This window comes from Burkholderia sp. Bp9012, from assembly GCF_003853825.1.
Classification (GTDB): domain Bacteria; phylum Pseudomonadota; class Gammaproteobacteria; order Burkholderiales; family Burkholderiaceae; genus Burkholderia; species Burkholderia diffusa.
In genome coordinates this window covers 69,115-84,931 of record NZ_QTQA01000029.1, presented here as the reverse complement: position 1 = coordinate 84,931, position 15,817 = coordinate 69,115, and the positions used below count along the sequence as shown (strand labels likewise).

Annotated in this window: 16 protein-coding genes and 2 pseudogenes; 14 read left to right on the top strand and 4 right to left on the bottom strand. The window is 63.8% G+C overall.

Going from position 1 to position 15,817, the window contains the following annotated elements; all coding sequences use genetic code 11:
* The 4 genes and pseudogenes from DIE11_RS37200 to DIE11_RS37195 form a co-directional block, all read left to right on the top strand.
* A partial coding sequence (locus DIE11_RS37200) for an RHS repeat domain-containing protein (protein WP_260437209.1) occupies window positions 1–989 on the top strand: 989 nt, incomplete at its 5' end.
* Window positions 976–1,227, top strand: coding sequence for a hypothetical protein (locus DIE11_RS30450; protein ID WP_239007272.1), 252 nt, complete (start codon window positions 976–978; stop codon window positions 1,225–1,227). The genes DIE11_RS37200 and DIE11_RS30450, both read left to right, overlap by 14 nt.
* 49 nt (window positions 1,228–1,276) lie before the next feature.
* Window positions 1,277–1,486, top strand: a pseudogene (locus tag DIE11_RS37560) (glycohydrolase toxin TNT-related protein); the annotation flags it as partial.
* Between the two features lie 15 nt (window positions 1,487–1,501).
* Window positions 1,502–1,729 (top strand): hypothetical protein, encoded by a 228-nt coding sequence (locus DIE11_RS37195; RefSeq protein ID WP_239007271.1) that lies wholly within the window; start codon window positions 1,502–1,504, stop codon window positions 1,727–1,729.
* A 137-nt stretch (window positions 1,730–1,866) separates the two neighbouring features.
* On the opposite strand, the pseudogene DIE11_RS30440 reads toward DIE11_RS37195, so the two are convergent.
* Window positions 1,867–2,085, bottom strand: a pseudogene (locus tag DIE11_RS30440) (DotU family type IV/VI secretion system protein); the annotation flags it as partial.
* A gap of 51 nt (window positions 2,086–2,136) precedes the next feature.
* Here DIE11_RS30440 and DIE11_RS30435 point away from each other — a divergent pair.
* Together DIE11_RS30435 and DIE11_RS30430 are read left to right on the top strand one after the other, a co-directional pair.
* Complete coding sequence (locus DIE11_RS30435) at window positions 2,137–2,469, top strand: hypothetical protein (RefSeq protein ID WP_239007270.1); 333 nt, start codon at window positions 2,137–2,139, stop codon at window positions 2,467–2,469.
* 205 nt (window positions 2,470–2,674) lie between these two features.
* Entirely contained in the window at window positions 2,675–2,983 is a 309-nt protein-coding gene (locus DIE11_RS30430) for a hypothetical protein (protein WP_059465238.1), read from the top strand.
* 92 nt (window positions 2,984–3,075) lie between these two features.
* On the opposite strand, the gene icmH is transcribed toward DIE11_RS30430, so the two are convergent.
* The 3 genes from icmH to tssJ all read right to left on the bottom strand — a co-directional run bounded on the left by icmH (window position 3,076) and on the right by tssJ (window position 5,916).
* On the bottom strand, window positions 3,076–3,858 hold the full coding sequence (icmH, locus tag DIE11_RS30425; protein ID WP_059510562.1) for a type IVB secretion system protein IcmH/DotU: 783 nt from the start codon (window positions 3,856–3,858) through the stop codon (window positions 3,076–3,078).
* Window positions 3,855–5,201 (bottom strand): type VI secretion system baseplate subunit TssK, encoded by a 1,347-nt coding sequence (gene tssK, locus DIE11_RS30420; RefSeq protein ID WP_059682129.1) that lies wholly within the window; start codon window positions 5,199–5,201, stop codon window positions 3,855–3,857. The genes icmH and tssK overlap by 4 nt, the downstream gene beginning before the upstream one ends.
* A 103-nt stretch (window positions 5,202–5,304) precedes the next feature.
* Window positions 5,305–5,916 (bottom strand): type VI secretion system lipoprotein TssJ, encoded by a 612-nt coding sequence (tssJ, locus tag DIE11_RS30415; protein ID WP_059607863.1) that lies wholly within the window; start codon window positions 5,914–5,916, stop codon window positions 5,305–5,307.
* 377 nt (window positions 5,917–6,293) lie between these two features.
* Between tssJ and DIE11_RS30410 the strand changes: the two genes are divergently transcribed.
* The 8 genes from DIE11_RS30410 to tssH all read left to right on the top strand — a co-directional run bounded on the left by DIE11_RS30410 (window position 6,294) and on the right by tssH (window position 15,807).
* Window positions 6,294–6,929: a M48 family metallopeptidase gene (locus DIE11_RS30410; RefSeq protein WP_124629125.1), complete on the top strand. Its 636-nt coding sequence runs from the start codon at window positions 6,294–6,296 to the stop codon at window positions 6,927–6,929.
* 44 nt (window positions 6,930–6,973) lie between these two features.
* Window positions 6,974–7,489 (top strand): type VI secretion system contractile sheath small subunit, encoded by a 516-nt coding sequence (tssB, locus tag DIE11_RS30405; protein WP_044845930.1) that lies wholly within the window; start codon window positions 6,974–6,976, stop codon window positions 7,487–7,489.
* Window positions 7,490–7,504: 15 nt separating this feature from the next.
* Complete coding sequence (tssC, locus tag DIE11_RS30400; RefSeq protein WP_039320274.1) at window positions 7,505–8,995, top strand: type VI secretion system contractile sheath large subunit; 1,491 nt, start codon at window positions 7,505–7,507, stop codon at window positions 8,993–8,995.
* A gap of 70 nt (window positions 8,996–9,065) precedes the next feature.
* Window positions 9,066–9,569 (top strand): type VI secretion system tube protein Hcp, encoded by a 504-nt coding sequence (locus tag DIE11_RS30395; protein WP_006477093.1) that lies wholly within the window; start codon window positions 9,066–9,068, stop codon window positions 9,567–9,569.
* Window positions 9,570–9,631: 62 nt separating this feature from the next.
* A complete protein-coding gene (gene tssE / locus DIE11_RS30390) occupies window positions 9,632–10,117 on the top strand; it encodes a type VI secretion system baseplate subunit TssE (protein WP_059465243.1) in 486 nt (161 codons plus the stop codon).
* A 77-nt stretch (window positions 10,118–10,194) separates the two neighbouring features.
* Window positions 10,195–12,030: a type VI secretion system baseplate subunit TssF gene (tssF, locus tag DIE11_RS30385; RefSeq protein WP_124629123.1), complete on the top strand. Its 1,836-nt coding sequence runs from the start codon at window positions 10,195–10,197 to the stop codon at window positions 12,028–12,030.
* Window positions 11,994–13,094, top strand: a complete 1,101-nt coding sequence (gene tssG / locus DIE11_RS30380; RefSeq protein ID WP_059607866.1) for a type VI secretion system baseplate subunit TssG — start codon at window positions 11,994–11,996, stop codon at window positions 13,092–13,094. The genes tssF and tssG overlap by 37 nt, the downstream gene beginning before the upstream one ends.
* 43 nt (window positions 13,095–13,137) lie before the next feature.
* Window positions 13,138–15,807: a type VI secretion system ATPase TssH gene (gene tssH, locus DIE11_RS30375; RefSeq protein WP_124629121.1), complete on the top strand. Its 2,670-nt coding sequence runs from the start codon at window positions 13,138–13,140 to the stop codon at window positions 15,805–15,807.
* The last annotated feature ends 10 nt before the right edge of the window (window positions 15,808–15,817 follow it).

Below are 15,817 nucleotides of genomic sequence, written 5' to 3'. Positions count from 1 at the left end.
CGAAGGAGTTGAACGGCGAGCGGACGGTGTTCGGGTGGGATGGTGACACGCTGGCGTACGAGAGTGACGGCGAGCGCGCCACGCACTATCTCTACGAGCCCGGGACATTCGTGCCGCTGGCGCAGTATGTGGCGGAGCCGGTCGAGGGAATCGCGACGCCGGAGTGGAAGAGTACCGACCGCTATGTGCCGGAGGAAGATCCGCTGCAGAGGCTGCCGGAGCGGCGGGGTGATGCGGCGGTGTTCTATTACCACTGCGATCAGATCGGTACGCCGCAGTTGCTGACGGACGACGATGGCGATGTCGTGTGGGAGGCGTCGTACAAGGCGTGGGGCGAAGCGCGGGAGGTGATCGCGCGGGTGTCGAAGGCGGCGGGGATCGTCGCCAGGAATCCGTTGCGGTTTCAGGGGCAGCAGGTCGATGAGGAGACGGGGCTGCACTATAACCGGTATCGGTATTACGACCCGAGAGCTGGCAGATTTACTAGCCAGGATCCGATAAAGTTGCACGGTGGATCAAATAATTTTCAGTATGCGCCAAATCCTGTCGAGTGGACGGATGCTCTGGGGTTGGTAAAGCTCAGGGAAACAGATCCGAAAGGCGGATCGCTGAGTGACGTTCAGACTCGCTGTTGGTATAAGCGCGAAGAAAGCAGGATCGATCAGCAATTGTGCAGCTGTAAAAATTTGAAGGAAAGGGCGCGACTTGCGCATAAGTTGCGTAATCAAGCACGTATTCGAGCTAGACTTTTGATGGCCGACCGCGATGCTGCTACCGCTCTTTATACGGGGATCAATTCGCCGACTGGCAAGGCGGAGCCTATGCTCACCTGGAAGGAAACGGTTGCCAAGGCAAACGGTAAAGGCTATCAAGGCGATGACGTGTACAACTACATCATTGGATCGTCCAAGCGATCGAGACCCGGTGTTGACAAGATGACGATTGGGGATCTTGACTGTAATAAGGTGCTTAGCGATGCGGGAATTTAATTCGAAGGATTTGGATGCTCTGGATTTCGAGCGTGTTTGCAGTGAATTGCTCGCGGGAAAGGATGGAATTTCCCTCGAAAAAGTCGTCCATATACCGGAGGCCGATATTTTGCGCTGCAAGTATAAAGGTAAAGACTTCAATGTGAAGTTTGACTTGGATTACGGGGTTTCTCTTGAGGCAGTGAGCGATTTTTCTGTTGGCGAGCTTGAGGGCGTTGCCAGAATTTTGACGGCCTAGTAGACGATGCAATCGAGCTCGCTCCAAAGAAATTCTAAGTGAGCAATGACTGCCGGGGAGCCCCGTCCGCATTTTTGCGGGCAGGGCGATTGCACGAACGCTTCCGCCCGGATCGAATGAAGAGCCTTGCAACATGTATGAGGTGGCAAAGCCGATTGAGAATGTAGTAGCGGGGAAAATTGCACCATGGTCCGGTGAGCTGGGCTTCGGTACGCAGTACAAGCTACCTAAATCGGTTGGAGACTTGGTGGAGTCTAGTCACCTTAGGAGATGGATGAATAAGCAAGATCTACAGAATGCGCTTGATGCGGTAGGTGCACCACGAGATAGCTACTGCCTTGGAGGTGAAAAGGATGAGGCTTTATGTCTTGCGGAAAATTATGGGCACTGGTACGTGTACTACAGTGAGCGCGGACAACGTACTGAGCAGCAGGCATTCGACTCGGAGGCAGCCGCTTGCGCTGCTTTCTTGATGCGGCTTCGGAAGATGTTTCGTATTTGAGTTGGGCTGCACTTTAACCGGCACGGGTACTATGTGGAGCGAGGCACCGCAAAGACCGTCCCGTTTTCGGGATAGTGCACTGGGCGGTCCTTCTTCCATGAGGCAGCAACAGAGTTCGAACGACGAGGCAACGCCCTTTAAGGCAACGAAATCGTCAAATTCGCCGACTCCGGCCCGACCTTGATGACCTGCGAATAAGGCGCCAACGCCTGCAGAGTCTTGTCCTTGAGACAAGTATTGAGCCCGAGACACCCGAGCAGGGCCACGAGCGCGAACACCACCCCGATCGCTCAAACCGGCACGTCGCGTTTCAACCGGTGCGCGATCTGATCCGGCAGCGGCCAATGCGGCGCAAACGCAACAGACAATGACTACGTGAAGACGCTCGTGAACGTGAAGGTTAGAAAATGATGCTGATCCCGAAGAATGAAACCGTCGTGATCGATATTGCGAGCAACAGGTGCGTTGTCCTTTCGGATGTGCCTGCGCACGTCTCGAAGTTGCAGACCGCTGGATTCCATAAACAGGGGGATCAATGGATACGGCCGATTTCCGACGATGCGGACCGCCAGCATCTCGTGAGAATGCTGATGGAGCTCAACGCACTCTTTTCGGCCGGACGAGACTGGAGTGCGCAGGAGCTCGTCGAGCATTACCGGGAAAACGGAGCAGTCACGGCGCCTTATCGTTCGGTATCGTGGGTGAAGCCCGACGAGTATCGTATTGTCGAGCATGGCTAGGTGCCGGCCGGCGGCGGCCGCGCGCCATGCTTGGCCCGCGCCTTCCCGGTATCCTGGTGATGAGTCGAAGATGTGGCGAAGATAGCCGCCGGCCAACCTTATGCATCCGCTATTTGGCACAATCGCGGCTCGCTGACGCGGGCGCTACGACGCATGTGCGTCCACCAGCCCGTTACATTTCCCTTAGTTACCACCGCCTCACCCCATGTCGACTATCACCGCGACCGAAGTGTCGTTGAAACACGTTCTCGAACATCCCGGTGACTTCACCGGGCGGCTCTGCCTACCACCGACGCCATGGACGCCCGACACGAGCGGTGTCTTCTTCGAAGACGCGAAAGACGGCGCAGTATCGGATGCTGCAACCCCGCCCGGCTGGCGCGTAACGCTGAACAGCACGACGATCGAAGACATCGTCATCAACGCGCACGACCAGGTCGACGAACCGAGCATCGCGCAATTGTTCGACGCGTTCGTGTACTACGTCGAAAACGACGAATTCATTCTGCTCTGACGGCGCATCCCGCACGCCGCAGTAAAAAAGGACCGCCGGGCGGTCCTTTTCCACGAAGCAGCAGCCGCGTTAAAACGACGACTCAACGCCCCTCAAGGCAGCGAAATCGTCAAATTCGCCGACTCCGGGCCCACCTTGATGACCTGCGAATAAGGCGCCAGCGCCTGCAGCGTCTTGTCCTTGAGATAAGTATTGAGCCCGAGATACCCGAGCAGGGCCACGAGCGCGAACACCGCCCCGATCGCCCAGACCGGCACCTCGCGCTTCAACCGATGCGCGATCTGATCCGGCAGCGGCCAATGCGGCGCGAACGCCGCGCGCTTGCCCTTCATGTGCGCAATCTCGTCCCCCAGCCGTGCGGTGAGATACGCGAGCTTCTCCGGCCCCTCGAGCAGATACTTGCCCTGGAACCCGAGCAGCAGGCACATGTGAAACACCTCGAGCGACTGCAACCGCGCCGCGCCCTGCGCCCGACATTCCTCGAGATACTGAAAGAACTTCTCCCCCGCGAGCTGCTCGCCGAACAGCACGAGTTGCAGCGGCCGGCGCTCCCAGTCGGTGCGGATCTTGAACTGCGACGACAGCACCATTTCATCGACCGCCGCGCAGTACGCGAACTTCGCGCCATACACGTCCTCGGCCGGAATGTTGAGCTTCTTCGCGCCGCGCTCGAAATCCGACAGAAACTCCTGGATCTTCGTGCTGAATTCGCTCGCGCTGTCCGGCTCGCGACCGTTCTTGAGCAGGAACAGCATGAAGAACCCGTCGTACAGCAGATCGAGCAGCGAACGGGCCTGGAACGCGGCGTCGGTCGACGCCGGGGTATGCAGCGGAGCCGGCGTGTTGTCGCCGAACAGGGAGGGCGCGTAGCTCATGATGTGACCGCGATCAGTTCGAATTTCAGGTCATTGATGCCAGTCGGCGCATAGATCATCGCGGACTGGGCCTGCAGCATACGCTCGTACAGCGCGCCGCGCGAATCGAGCTGGAAATAGCATGCACCGGGCCGCACCGGAATCGCGGGCGGCACTTGCGGCATGTACGACAGCCGCACGCCGGGCATGGCCGACAGCACCAGCTTGTCGACATCGTCGGGTGCGCCGACCTTGAAGCGGGCCGGCACCGCGTCGATGAGCTCGACGTTGGGCATGTCCGCGGACACGGCCAGGTAGAACTCGGTCTTGTCGTCGATCTTGCCCGAATCGAGGCGGCCGAGGTGGAACGACGGACGCACCTCGTCGAGCGTGATCGCGAAGTAGCGCGTCGAGATCACGGTGTCGAGCAATTCGCGCAGCATCAGGTCGAGGCGCGCGAAGCTCGGCCCCGGATCGTCATGGCGATACACGGGCAGGTCGGCAAGCGTGTAGCCCTTCGAAAACGTCATCAGCTGGCCCGCGAGGCGCAGCAGCTCCTGGAACAGCCGCTCCGGATGCAGCGCCGCATGCTGGTGCAGGTGCGCGAGCGTCGCGAACGCGGCGTTTGCGGTGTGCAGCAGCCAGAACGACGCGATGTCGCCCGACCGGAATTCGATGATGTTCTTCGACGGCTCGCGGTGAAAACCGTACAGCGCGTTCACCTTCGCCTGCAGCGCGTCGACGAGCTGGCGCAGCCGCTGGTGCAGGATCGGCGAAGCGTCGATCGCGAGGCACGGCGGCACGAAGCTGTCGTCGATCTCGAAGCCGGACGTCGCGGTGCGGCGCACGCGCACGAGCGGCACCGACAGCAGCTGGTCGCGCGGCTCGCTGTGCGCGATCAGCTTGACCTGCGTCTTGAGGAACGTGATGTCGGCTTCGGCGGCGTCGGTGAAGTTGTCGGCAACGCTCGTCTGCTCGCTGACGAAACGCGTCATGAAGCCGGCGGCCGGATCGTCGCTGTAGTTGGTGCCGTTCTCGCGCAGCGGGTGCAGCGCGAGGTAGAACACGAATTCGTTGATGCCGTCGGGCAGCGTGTCCAGCGCGATCGGCGGCGGCAGGTCGTCGGCTTGCGGCGCGGCATACAGCGCGCCGTCCGGGAACACGAGCGCAAGCTCGGCCACGCGCAGCACGTTGCTGCCGAGCGCATCGCGGTCGATGCGCACCGAGCGCACGCCCCAGTTGTACGGCTGGATCGCCTGGATGGATTCGAACAGGCGCGCCTCGTGGTAGGCGTCCTGCCGCTGAAAATGTTGGGGCCGGAGGAACAGCCCTTCCCCCCAAAGCACCTTGGCCGAATAACTCATGTCAAATCCGGTTAATGTCGCGTTGCGATGTAATCGATTTGTTCGTGCCCGAATTAAATCGCCAATTTGTTAACTCTTGTTAATTGACATTCGTGCGTCATGCTTAACCGCAGGTGACCGACGAAAGCAAATTCAGCGGTTGTGAAGGCGCACCCTGTTGCGGTGCGATGACCGAGCCGTCGGTGACCGTCATCGCGCAATTATGCAGGCCGATGATTATGCCGGATTTCTCCGACTTCGCCGGGTCGAACGTCAGTTTCCAGCGCTGGATGGCGGGATCGCGGAACAGTGCGACGATGCCGAATGCCTGCGCTTCGCGCGACACTTTTTCGGTTGCCGTATAGCGCTGGCCCGGAATCAGCGTGATTTCACGCACGTTCAGCAGATCGGTGCCCAGTGCGGCCTTTTCCTTGGTCGGATCGGTGAATGCATCGAACGGCGCCTGCTGGAACGAAGTCGGATCCTTTAACGCGTAGAGCCTTACTACTAATGCGAGCGGCTTGCGATCGTTCGCGGCGTTGAGGTTGGGTGCGGCGGCGAGCGTGAGCCCGATGTTGCGCGGCGGCTTCTGGGCATCCGGCAGTTCGGGCTTGCCGATGCCGGCGGCCTGCATCACGGCGCTCGCGGCGGAGCCGAGCAGCGGGGCGGCCGCGCATCCGGCCAGGAGCGCGCAGGCGATCAGCGGCAGCGCATAGCGAATCATGGACGATCTCATCGTGTTTCCGGCGTGCCGCCTTTAACTCCCCTGTCAAAACTACCGGGCATTTCCGCGTTCACCGCGAATGCCGGCTAATCTGCCGTTCAACTATTAAGCACACGTGCGGCGCATTGCGGTTCCGGAATTTTTTTCCGGTGCCCGCGCGCGGCGTTGTCGAGCAAGTAAAACTTGCACATTCCCGTCGATGGAAAAGCCGCCGCCGGGCCGTTGCCGAAGACGTTTCGAGGGGGTAGCGCACGGTTTTAAAAGGAATTACTCTGCACGCAGCGATTGAATTATGAAAAATTGATCGGTACTATACCCGCGCGCTTCTTGCAAAGCAAAAGAACCAGATTCTCAACGATTTTAATACTCACGCGCCGGTGGATATAACGATGAAAGACCGTCTCTTCGCAAAATTGTCTGGGGTAGTGCTGGCCTGCGGCGTGATCGCCGGTTGTGCGAACCAGCCGCCTGCGCCGCCGACTGCCGAGGTGTTCAACAAGTCGCTGGCCGATGCGGACGCCGTTGCGAAGTCGGGGGACCAGGACAAGGCGCTCGGCCTGTACCAGCAGCTCGCGAAATCGGATCCGACGCGCGAGGAACCGTGGTCGCGCATCGCGCAGATCCAGTTTGCCCAGAACCACTATGGCCAGGCGATCGTCGCCGCGCAGGAGGCACTGCAGCGCGACGCGACCGACCGTCAGGCGAAGAGCGTGCTCGCCGTCGCGGGGCTGCGGATCGCGACGCAGTCGCTCGGCGAGCTGCGCCAGGATGCATCGCTCGCGGGCGATGCGAAGTCGGACGCGCAGGCGCTCGCGAAGCAACTGCGCGACACGCTCGGCGAATCGGCGCTGTTCCCGCCGGAGCAGCGGACCACGAAGACGCGTACGACGCGCCGCGTGATTCACCGTCCGAAGGCCGGCGCGGCGCCGGCAGCCGAGGCAGCCGCAGCAGCAACCACCGCGCCGACGCCGCCGGCCGCACCGCAAAAGGGCGGCGCCGATCCGTTCAGCGCTCTGCGCAACTGACCGCAACTGACGCGATAACCACAACTAACCTGGGAGCCGTCGAGATGGCCAAGAAAGAAAGCATTCAGAAAAGCTTGCAGAAAATACGGCCGCCGCGCGTCCAGCTGACCTACGAGGTCGAGAAGGGCGACGCGATCGAGGTGAAGGAACTGCCGTTCGTCGTCGGGGTCGTCGGCGATCTGGCGGGCCAGTCGGAAGTCGAGCAGCCGAAGCTGCGCGACCGCAAGTTCGTCAACATCGACCGTGACAACTTCGACGACGTGATGAAGGCGATCGAGCCGCGCGCCGCGTTCCAGGTGGAAAACCGCCTGAGCCCGGAAGGCGGCAAGTTCGCGGTCGACCTGAAGTTTCGTTCGCTGTCGGATTTCAGCCCGGACGAAGTCGTCGAACAGGTCGAGCCGCTGCGCCGCCTGCTCGAGGCGCGCTCGAAGCTCGCCGATCTGCGCAACAAGCTCGCCGGCAACGACAAGCTCGAGGATCTGCTGTCCGAGGTGCTGAAGAACACGCAGCAGCTGCAGGAGCTCGCGAAGGGCACCGGCGGCGACAAAGACGGCGAATGACGACGGAGTGTTGAGATGAACCAGCAAACGGCTGCGGCCCAAGCGAGCGGCGCGGAATACGCCGCCGGGACTTCGCTGCTCGACGATATCGTCGAGAAGAGCAAGGTCGCGAAATCCGATTCCGAGCATGCGCGTGCGAAGGACCTGATCGGCGAACTCGTGCACCAGGTGCTCGACGGCACGGTGATCGTGTCGGACAACCTGTCGGCGACGATCGATGCGCGCGTCGCGGAACTCGACCGCCTGATCTCCACGCAGCTGTCCGCCGTGATGCACGCGCCGGAATTCCAGCGCCTGGAAAGCACGTGGCGCGGGATGGACTACCTGGTCAAGGAAAGCAATACGGGCCAGACGATCAAGATCAAGGCGCTGCACGCGCCGAAGCGCGACCTCGTGCGCGACTTCAAGGGTGCGAGCGAGTTCGACCAGAGCGCGCTGTTCAAGAAGGTCTACGAAGAAGAGTTCGGCACGTTCGGCGGCTCGCCGTTCGGCGCGCTGATCGGCGATTACGAGATCTCGCGCCAGCCGGAAGACATGTACTTCATCGAGCAGATGTCGCACGTCGCGGCGGCCGCGCACGCGCCGTTCATCGCGTCGGCGTCGCCGGAACTGCTCGGCCTCGAGTCGTTCTCCGACCTCGGCAAGCCGCGCGACCTCGGCAAGGTGTTCGACACGGTCGAATACGCGAAGTGGAAATCGTTCCGCGACGCCGAAGATTCGCGCTACGTCGGCCTGACGCTGCCGCGCTTCCTCGGCCGCCTGCCGTTCAATCCGAAGGACGGTCAGACCGCGGAGAACTTCAACTTCGTCGAGGACGTCGACGGCACCGAGCACGACAAGTACCTGTGGTGCAACGCGGCGTGGGCCTTCGCGGCACGCCTGACGGCCGCGTTCGACGACTTCGGCTGGTGCGCTGCGATCCGCGGCGTCGAAGGCGGCGGCCTCGTCGAGGACCTGCCGACGCACACGTTCAAGACCGACGACGGTGAAGTGGCACTGAAGTGCCCGACCGAAATCGCGATCACCGATCGCCGCGAGAAGGAGCTGAGCGACCTCGGCTTCATCCCGCTCGTGCATTGCAAGAACTCGGATTACGCTGCGTTTTTCGCCGCGCAATCGGTGCAGAAACCGAAAAAATACAGCACCGACAGCGCGAATGCGAACGCCGTCCTGTCCGCCCAGCTTCAGTACATCTTCTCGGTATCGCGCGTCGCGCACTACCTGAAGGCGATGATGCGGGACAAGATCGGCAGCTTCGCATCGGCGCAGAACGTGGAGACTTTCCTCAACCGGTGGATTTCGCAGTACGTCCTGCTCGACGACAACGCGTCGCAGGAACAGAAGGCGCAATTCCCGCTGCGCGAGGCATCCATACAAGTGTCGGAGATTCCGGGCAAGCCGGGCTCGTATCGTTCGGTCGCGTTCCTGCGTCCGCACTTTCAGCTCGACGAACTCTCGATTTCTCTGCGACTTGTCGCTGATCTGCCCAAACCGGCAAATTCATAAGCGAGTAAATCGCCCGGGCGGGCCGCCTGGGTAGGACGTTAAAACCACCTCTTTGGGGAGTCGAAGGGCCATGTTACACATGCACTTGCAGTTTGGTAGTCCGGCGGTGAAGGGCGAATCCGCGGACAAAGACCATCAGGGCTGGATCGAGCTGAAATCGTGGGATCACTCGATCGTTCAGCCGCGTTCGGCAACGGCATCGACCGCAGGCGGTCACACGATGACGCGTTGCGAGCACGGCGACATGATTTTCACGAAGGAAATCGATTCGTCGAGCCCGCTGCTGTATCAGCACGCATCGGGCGGCACCACGTTCGATGAAGTGACGGTCCATTTCTCGCGCGCGGACGGTGAAGGCAAGCGCGTGCAGTATCTGGAAGTGAAGCTCAAGTACGTGATTATCTCGAGCATCGCTCCGAGCGTTCGCGAAGAAGGTCTGCCGCTCGAGACGTTCTCGCTGAAGTACGCGGCCGTGCAGTGGAAGCAGACCCAGCAGAAGATCGGCGGCAACCAGGGCGGCAACACGCAGGGCGCCTGGAGCCTGACGAAGAACGACAAGACCTACGCGGTCTAAGGTCGGTTGCGGCAACGGGGCGCGCGGCGTCCCGTTGCCGTTTTCGCTGTGCACGCCGGCCGATGAAACGATTCGAACCCAGTTTTCTCGACAAGCTGTTCGACGACGAACCACATCTGCCGGCCTCGGCCGCGATGCGGCAATTGTCGCTGGACGAGCTCAAGAACACGGTCGCCCGCGACGTCGAGGCGATCCTCAACACCCGTATCGCGCACACCGAGATCGAGCTGGCCGCGCTGCCGGAATGCCAGAAATCGGTGCTGACCTACGGGCTGAACGATTTTGCGGGGCTGAGCCTCGCGAGCCACTACGACCGCGCGTTCATCTGCAAGTCGATCCAGCAGGCCATCGCGCGCCACGAGCCGCGGCTGCAGCAGGTGCAGGTGACGTTCGAGCTGAACGAGCAGTCGACCAATGCGCTGTACTTCGCGATCCAGGCGCTGCTCGTCGTGCATCCGGCCGAGGAGCCGGTGAGTTTCGACGCGATGCTGCAGCCGTCGACGCTGCAGTACTCGGTCACGCGCACGCGCGCGGCCAGAATGCTGTAAATCAAGCCGCCGAGCGGGCCGGACCGCCCGGTGATGGTTCAGGGTCCGGCAGGGAATATTGAGGTTCGGGGTCGTCGATGGAAGAATTGCTGCCGTACTACGAGCGCGAATTATCGTTTTTGCGGCGCTATTCGCGAGATTTCGCCGAACGTTATCCGAAGATCGCCGCGCGGCTCGCGTTGTCCGGCGAGCACTGCGAGGACCCGCACGTCGAGCGGATGATCGAGTCGTTCGCGCTGCTCGGCGCGCGCATCAACAAGAAGCTCGACGACGATTACCCGGAATTCACCGAAGCGCTGCTGGAAGTGCTGTATCCGCACTACCTGCGGCCGTTCCCGTCGTGCTCGATCGCGCAGTTCACGCCGGCTTCGCCCGGCCAGCAGACCGAACCGGTCGTGATCGATCGCGGCACCGAACTGAAGAGTCGCCCGATCCGCGGCGTGCAGTGCCGCTTCCGCACCGCCTACGACGTGACGCTCGCGCCGATCCGCATCTCGGAGGCGCGCTACGTGCCGGTCGCGCTCGCGCCGAGCGCGACGGTGCTGCCGTCCAACGCGACGGGCGTGATCTCGATCACGTTCGAATCGCTCGCGGCGCAGCTCGATCTCGGCGCGCTGAAGGTGCCGACGCTGCGTGCGCACCTGCATGGCGAGCAGTCGTTCGTCGCCGCGCTGACCGACTGCCTGTTCGTCAACGTGCTCGGCGCGTATGTCGAGCCCGAGCGCAACGGCCGCTGGACCGCGCTGCGCAAGCTGCCGATCGCGCAGGCCGGCTTCGACGAAGACGACGCGCTGATCGACTATCCGGCGAAATCGCATCCCGCGTATCGCCTGCTCACCGAATATTTCGCGTTCCCCGACAAGTTCGATTTCGTCGACTTCGACCTCGCGGCGATCGCGCGCGCGTCGGGCCGCTGCCAGCGCGCGACGCTGCATCTCGTGCTGCAGGACGTGCGCAGCGATTCGCACGTCGCGCGGTTGCTCGAGCTGCTGACGGCCAGCCATTTCCGGCTGTTCTGCACGCCGATCGTCAACCTGTTCCGCCAGCACGGCGAGCCGATCCGCATCACGCACCGCGCGGTGTCGTATCCGGTGATTGCCGAGGCGAGGCGCGCGTTCGCGTACGAGGTGTACTCGATCGATTCGGTGAAGCTCGTCAGGCAGCAGGCGCATGAAGAATCGGTGATCGAGTTCCGGCCGTTCTATTCGCTGCATCACGGCGAATCGGCGCGGATCGGCCATTACTGGTTCGCGCGCCGCAACGACTGGGTCGCGCAAAAAAGCCCCGGCTATGAAACCGAGATCTCGATCGTCGACATCGACTTCGAGCCGACGTCGCCGCAAACCGACACGCTGAGCCTCGACCTCACCTGCACGAACCGCGACCTGCCGGCGATGCTCGCGTTCGGGCTCGAAGGCGGCGACCTGTTCCAGGAAGGCGGCGCGCAGACGAGCGGCATCTCGCTGCTGAGGCGCCCGACGCAGAGCGTGCGCTTCGAGCGCGGTCGCGCCGCACACTGGCGGCTCGTGTCGCATCTGGCGCTGAACCACGTGTCGCTGGTCGCGCACGGCCTCGCGCCGCTCAAGGAAATGCTGACGCTGTACGACCTGCGGCGCACGGCAGTGTCGATGCGCCAGATCGACGGCCTGGCCGGCGTCGAGCAGCGCGGTGCCGTGCAGTGGCTGCCCGGCAAGCCGTTCGCGACCTTCGTGCGCGGCATCGAGATCCGCCTGACGATCGACGAGGAGCACTTCGTCGGCGCGAGCCTCGCGTCGTTCGTGCGCGTGCTCGACAGCTTCTTCGGGCTTTACGTCCACCTCAACAGTTTCGTTCAACTAGTCGTGGTGTCGAAGCGCACCGGCGAGGAGATCATCCGATGCAAGCCCCGGACCGGCGAATCGATCCTGGCGTAGTCGACGCGCTGCTCGACGAACCGCACCGCTTCGAGTTCTTCCAGGCGGTGCGCGTGCTCGAGGGGCTGTTCGCGCGGCAGGCGTCGGATGCCCCCGGCGCATGGCGGCAGGGCGACGTCGTCGCGCAGCGCATCGAATTTCGCAACACGCTGTCGCTCGGTTTTCCGCCGAGCGAGATCGAGGGCGCGCGCTCGTTTGACGACGACGGCACGCTGCTCGACTCGGGCGAGCAGCGCGGCGCCGCGCTCGCGGCCGGCGAGCTCGGCCACGTCGAGCTGACGCCCGCGTTCTTCGGGCTGCTGGGCGGGCAAGGCGCGCTGCCGCTGCACTACACCGAGCAGATCGTCGCGCGCGAGCACCTGAAGCGCGACCATGCGGCGCGCGCGTTCTTCGACGTGTTCTCGAACCGCGCGACCGCGCTGTTCTACGCGGCGTGGAAGAAATACCGGCTGCCGTTTCATTACGAACTCGATCGCGACGAGCGCTACCTGCCGCTGCTGCTCGCGATCGCCGGCGTGCCGAGCGACGAGGTGCGCGACAGCCTCGCGGCCGGCGCGGGCGGCGTGCTCGACGAGGCCGTTGCCGGCTACGCGCTCGCCGCGCGGCACCGGCCGATGTCGGCCGCGTACTTGCAGCGCACGCTGTCCGATTATTTCCGCGTGCCGGTGAAGATCGACCAGTTCGTCGGCAAGTGGTACGACGTGCCGACCGACCAGCTGAGCGTGCTCGGCGAAGTCAACGCGGTGCTCGGCGCGACGGCGCTCGTCGGCGAACGCGTATGGCAGCGCGACATGCGCGCGCGGATCGTCGTCGGTCCGCTGTCCAAGCGCGACTACGAGGCATTCCTGCCCGGCGGCCCGCAGGCCGTCGCGCTCGAGCGGATGCTCACGCTGCTCGCCGGCGTCACGCTCGAATACGAGGTGAAGCTCGTGCTGAAGCGCACCGAGGTCGGCGCGAGCGTGCTCGGCGCCGGCTCGCGGCTCGGCTGGGACGCGTTCCTCTGCACGCGCGACGCGGTCGACGACCGCTCGGACGCCCGCTACGAACTGCACGTGATTCACTGATTCCGAACGACAACAACACGCAATCGAACCTGAGATCGACGCCATGAGCACGCCTCTGAAGACCCTGATCACGAAACTGAATCCGCTGTGCCGGCACGCGACCGAGCGCGCGGCGAGCGCGTGCCTGGCGCGCGGCCACTACGAGGTCGATCTGGAGCATCTGTTCCTCGCGCTGCTCGACGAAGCGACGGGCGACCTGCCGCTCGCGCTGCGCGCAAGCCGTGTCGATCCGCATGCGCTGCGTGCCGATCTCGAGCGCGAACTCACGCGCCTGAAGACGGGCAACACGCGCACGCCGGTGTTCTCCGTGCACCTGATCGCGCTGTTCGAGCAGGCATGGCTGATTGCGTCGCTCGATTCGCAGCTCGGCCGCATCCGCTCGGGGCACCTGCTGCTCGCGCTGCTGACCGCGCCCGATCTCGCGCAGTTCGCGCAGCGCATGTCGTCGCGGTTCGCGGAAATGAACGTGACGGACCTGAAGCACAAGTTCGACGAGATCATGGCCGGGTCGAGCGAGGCCGAGCCGCGCCAGGCGGATGCGGAAGGCAGCGACGTCGCGCCGGCCGCCGACGGCACCGCGCCCGCGGCCGGCCCGTCGAAGACGCCCGCGCTCGACACGTACACGACCAACCTCACGCAGCGCGCGCGCGACGGCAAGATCGACCCGGTGATCGGCCGCGAAGCCGAGATCCGCCAGGCTATCGACATCCTGATGCGCCGCCGCCAGAACAATCCGATCATGACCGGCGAGGCCGGCGTCGGCAAAACGGCGGTCGTCGAGGGCCTCGCACTGCGGATCGCCGCCGACGACGTACCGCCGCCGTTGCGCGGCGTCGCGCTGCACGTGCTCGACATGGGCCTGCTGCAGGCCGGCGCGAGCGTGAAGGGCGAGTTCGAGAACCGGCTGAAGAGCGTGATCGACGAGGTGAAGAAGAGCGCACATCCGATCATCCTGTTCATCGACGAGGCGCACACGATCATCGGCGCGGGCGGCCAGGCCGGCCAGAACGACGCGGCGAACCTGCTGAAGCCGGCGCTCGCGCGCGGCGAACTGCGCACGATCGCCGCGACGACCTGGAGCGAATACAAGAAGTACTTCGAGAAGGATGCGGCGCTCGCGCGGCGCTTCCAGGTCGTGAAGGTCGAGGAGCCGAGCGAGCCGCTCGCGGCCGCGATGCTGCGCGGGATGTCCGGGCTGATGGAGAAGCACTTCAACGTGCGGATCCTCGACGATGCGATCACCGAGGCCGTGCGCCTGTCGCATCGCTACATCAGCGGCCGCCAGCTGCCGGACAAGGCGATCAGCGTGCTCGACACCGCATGCGCGAAGGTCGCGCTCGCGCACAGCGCAACGCCGGCCGCGATCGACGACACGAAGAAGCGCATCGAGCGGATCGACGCGGAAATCGCGTCGCTGGAACGTGAAGCGGCCGGCGGCGCGTCGCACGACGAGCGGCTCGGCGAGCTGCGCGGCGCACGCGACACGGCGCTCGCGCAATTGACCGAGGACGAAGCGCGCTATGAAGCCGAGCGCGCGATCGTCGCCGAGATCACCGAGTTGCGCGAAGCGCTCGACAAGGCACGCGGCCCGTCGGAAGACGGCCAGCCGGTCGACGTGCAGGCGACCCGCGACAAGCTCGCCGAGCGCGTCGCCGCACTGCACGCGCTGCAGGGCGGCGAGCCGATGGTGCCGCTGCAGGTCGACGGCCACGTGGTTGCCGAGATCGTCGCGGCATGGACGGGCATTCCGCTCGGCCGGATGGTGAAGGACGAGATCGACACGGTGCTGAACCTGCAGCCGCTGCTCACCGCGCGCGTGATCGGGCAGGACCACGCGCTCGACGCGATCGCGCAGCGCGTGCGCACCGCGACCGCGAACCTCGAGGATCCGAACAAGCCGCGCGGCGTCTTCATGTTCGTCGGGCCGTCGGGCGTCGGCAAGACAGAGACCGCGCTCGCGCTGGCCGACATCCTGTACGGTGGCGAGCGCAAGATGGTCACGATCAACATGAGCGAATACCAGGAAGCGCACAGCGTGTCGGGCCTGAAGGGTTCGCCGCCGGGCTACGTCGGCTACGGCGAGGGCGGCGTGCTGACCGAGGCCGTGCGCCGCAATCCGTATTCCGTCGTGCTGCTCGACGAGGTCGAGAAGGCGCACCCGGACGTGCTCGAGATGTTCTTCCAGGTGTTCGACAAGGGCACGATGGACGACGCCGAAGGGCGCGAGATCGACTTCCGCAACACGCTGATCATCCTGACGTCGAACGTCGGGTCGGCGGCGGTGATGCAGGCGTGCCTGAACAAGCCGGCCGAGGAGCTGCCCGATCCGGACGCGCTCGCCGAGGCGCTGCGCCCGCAGCTGTACAAGACCTTCAAGCCGGCGTTCCTCGGCCGGATGAAGGTGGTGCCGTACTACCCGATTTCCGACGACGTGCTGGCCGAGATCATCGAGCTGAAGCTCGAACGCATCCGCCGCCGCATCGAAGCGAACCACAAGGCCGCGTTCGAGTGGGACGAGTCGCTCGTCGATGCGGTGCTCGCGCGCTGCACCGAGGTCGATTCGGGCGCCCGCAACGTCGACCATATCCTGAACGGCACGCTGCTGCCGGAGATCGCGGGCCACGTGCTCGGCCGGATCGCCGACGGCGCGGCCATCGCGCGCATCGCGGTGCGCGCGGACGAGGCCGGCGAATTCGCGTACACCGTCGAATGAGCCCCGCGCG

What these genes read in the sequence shown, in the direction of transcription:
- DIE11_RS30450 (WP_239007272.1), top strand. Translation starts at nt 976, where the DNA reads ATGCGGGAATTTAATTCGAAGGATTTGGATGCTCTGGATTTCGAGCGT.
- DIE11_RS37195 (WP_239007271.1), top strand. Translation starts at nt 1,502, where the DNA reads ATGAATAAGCAAGATCTACAGAATGCGCTTGATGCGGTAGGTGCACCA.
- DIE11_RS30435 (WP_239007270.1), top strand. Translation starts at nt 2,137, where the DNA reads ATGATGCTGATCCCGAAGAATGAAACCGTCGTGATCGATATTGCGAGC.
- DIE11_RS30430 (WP_059465238.1), top strand. Translation starts at nt 2,675, where the DNA reads ATGTCGACTATCACCGCGACCGAAGTGTCGTTGAAACACGTTCTCGAA.
- icmH (WP_059510562.1), bottom strand. Translation starts at nt 3,858, where the DNA reads ATGAGCTACGCGCCCTCCCTGTTCGGCGACAACACGCCGGCTCCGCTG.
- tssK (WP_059682129.1), bottom strand. Translation starts at nt 5,201, where the DNA reads ATGAGTTATTCGGCCAAGGTGCTTTGGGGGGAAGGGCTGTTCCTCCGG.
- tssJ (WP_059607863.1), bottom strand. Translation starts at nt 5,916, where the DNA reads ATGAGATCGTCCATGATTCGCTATGCGCTGCCGCTGATCGCCTGCGCG.
- DIE11_RS30410 (WP_124629125.1), top strand. Translation starts at nt 6,294, where the DNA reads ATGAAAGACCGTCTCTTCGCAAAATTGTCTGGGGTAGTGCTGGCCTGC.
- tssB (WP_044845930.1), top strand. Translation starts at nt 6,974, where the DNA reads ATGGCCAAGAAAGAAAGCATTCAGAAAAGCTTGCAGAAAATACGGCCG.
- tssC (WP_039320274.1), top strand. Translation starts at nt 7,505, where the DNA reads ATGAACCAGCAAACGGCTGCGGCCCAAGCGAGCGGCGCGGAATACGCC.
- DIE11_RS30395 (WP_006477093.1), top strand. Translation starts at nt 9,066, where the DNA reads ATGTTACACATGCACTTGCAGTTTGGTAGTCCGGCGGTGAAGGGCGAA.
- tssE (WP_059465243.1), top strand. Translation starts at nt 9,632, where the DNA reads ATGAAACGATTCGAACCCAGTTTTCTCGACAAGCTGTTCGACGACGAA.
- tssF (WP_124629123.1), top strand. Translation starts at nt 10,195, where the DNA reads ATGGAAGAATTGCTGCCGTACTACGAGCGCGAATTATCGTTTTTGCGG.
- tssG (WP_059607866.1), top strand. Translation starts at nt 11,994, where the DNA reads ATGCAAGCCCCGGACCGGCGAATCGATCCTGGCGTAGTCGACGCGCTG.
- tssH (WP_124629121.1), top strand. Translation starts at nt 13,138, where the DNA reads ATGAGCACGCCTCTGAAGACCCTGATCACGAAACTGAATCCGCTGTGC.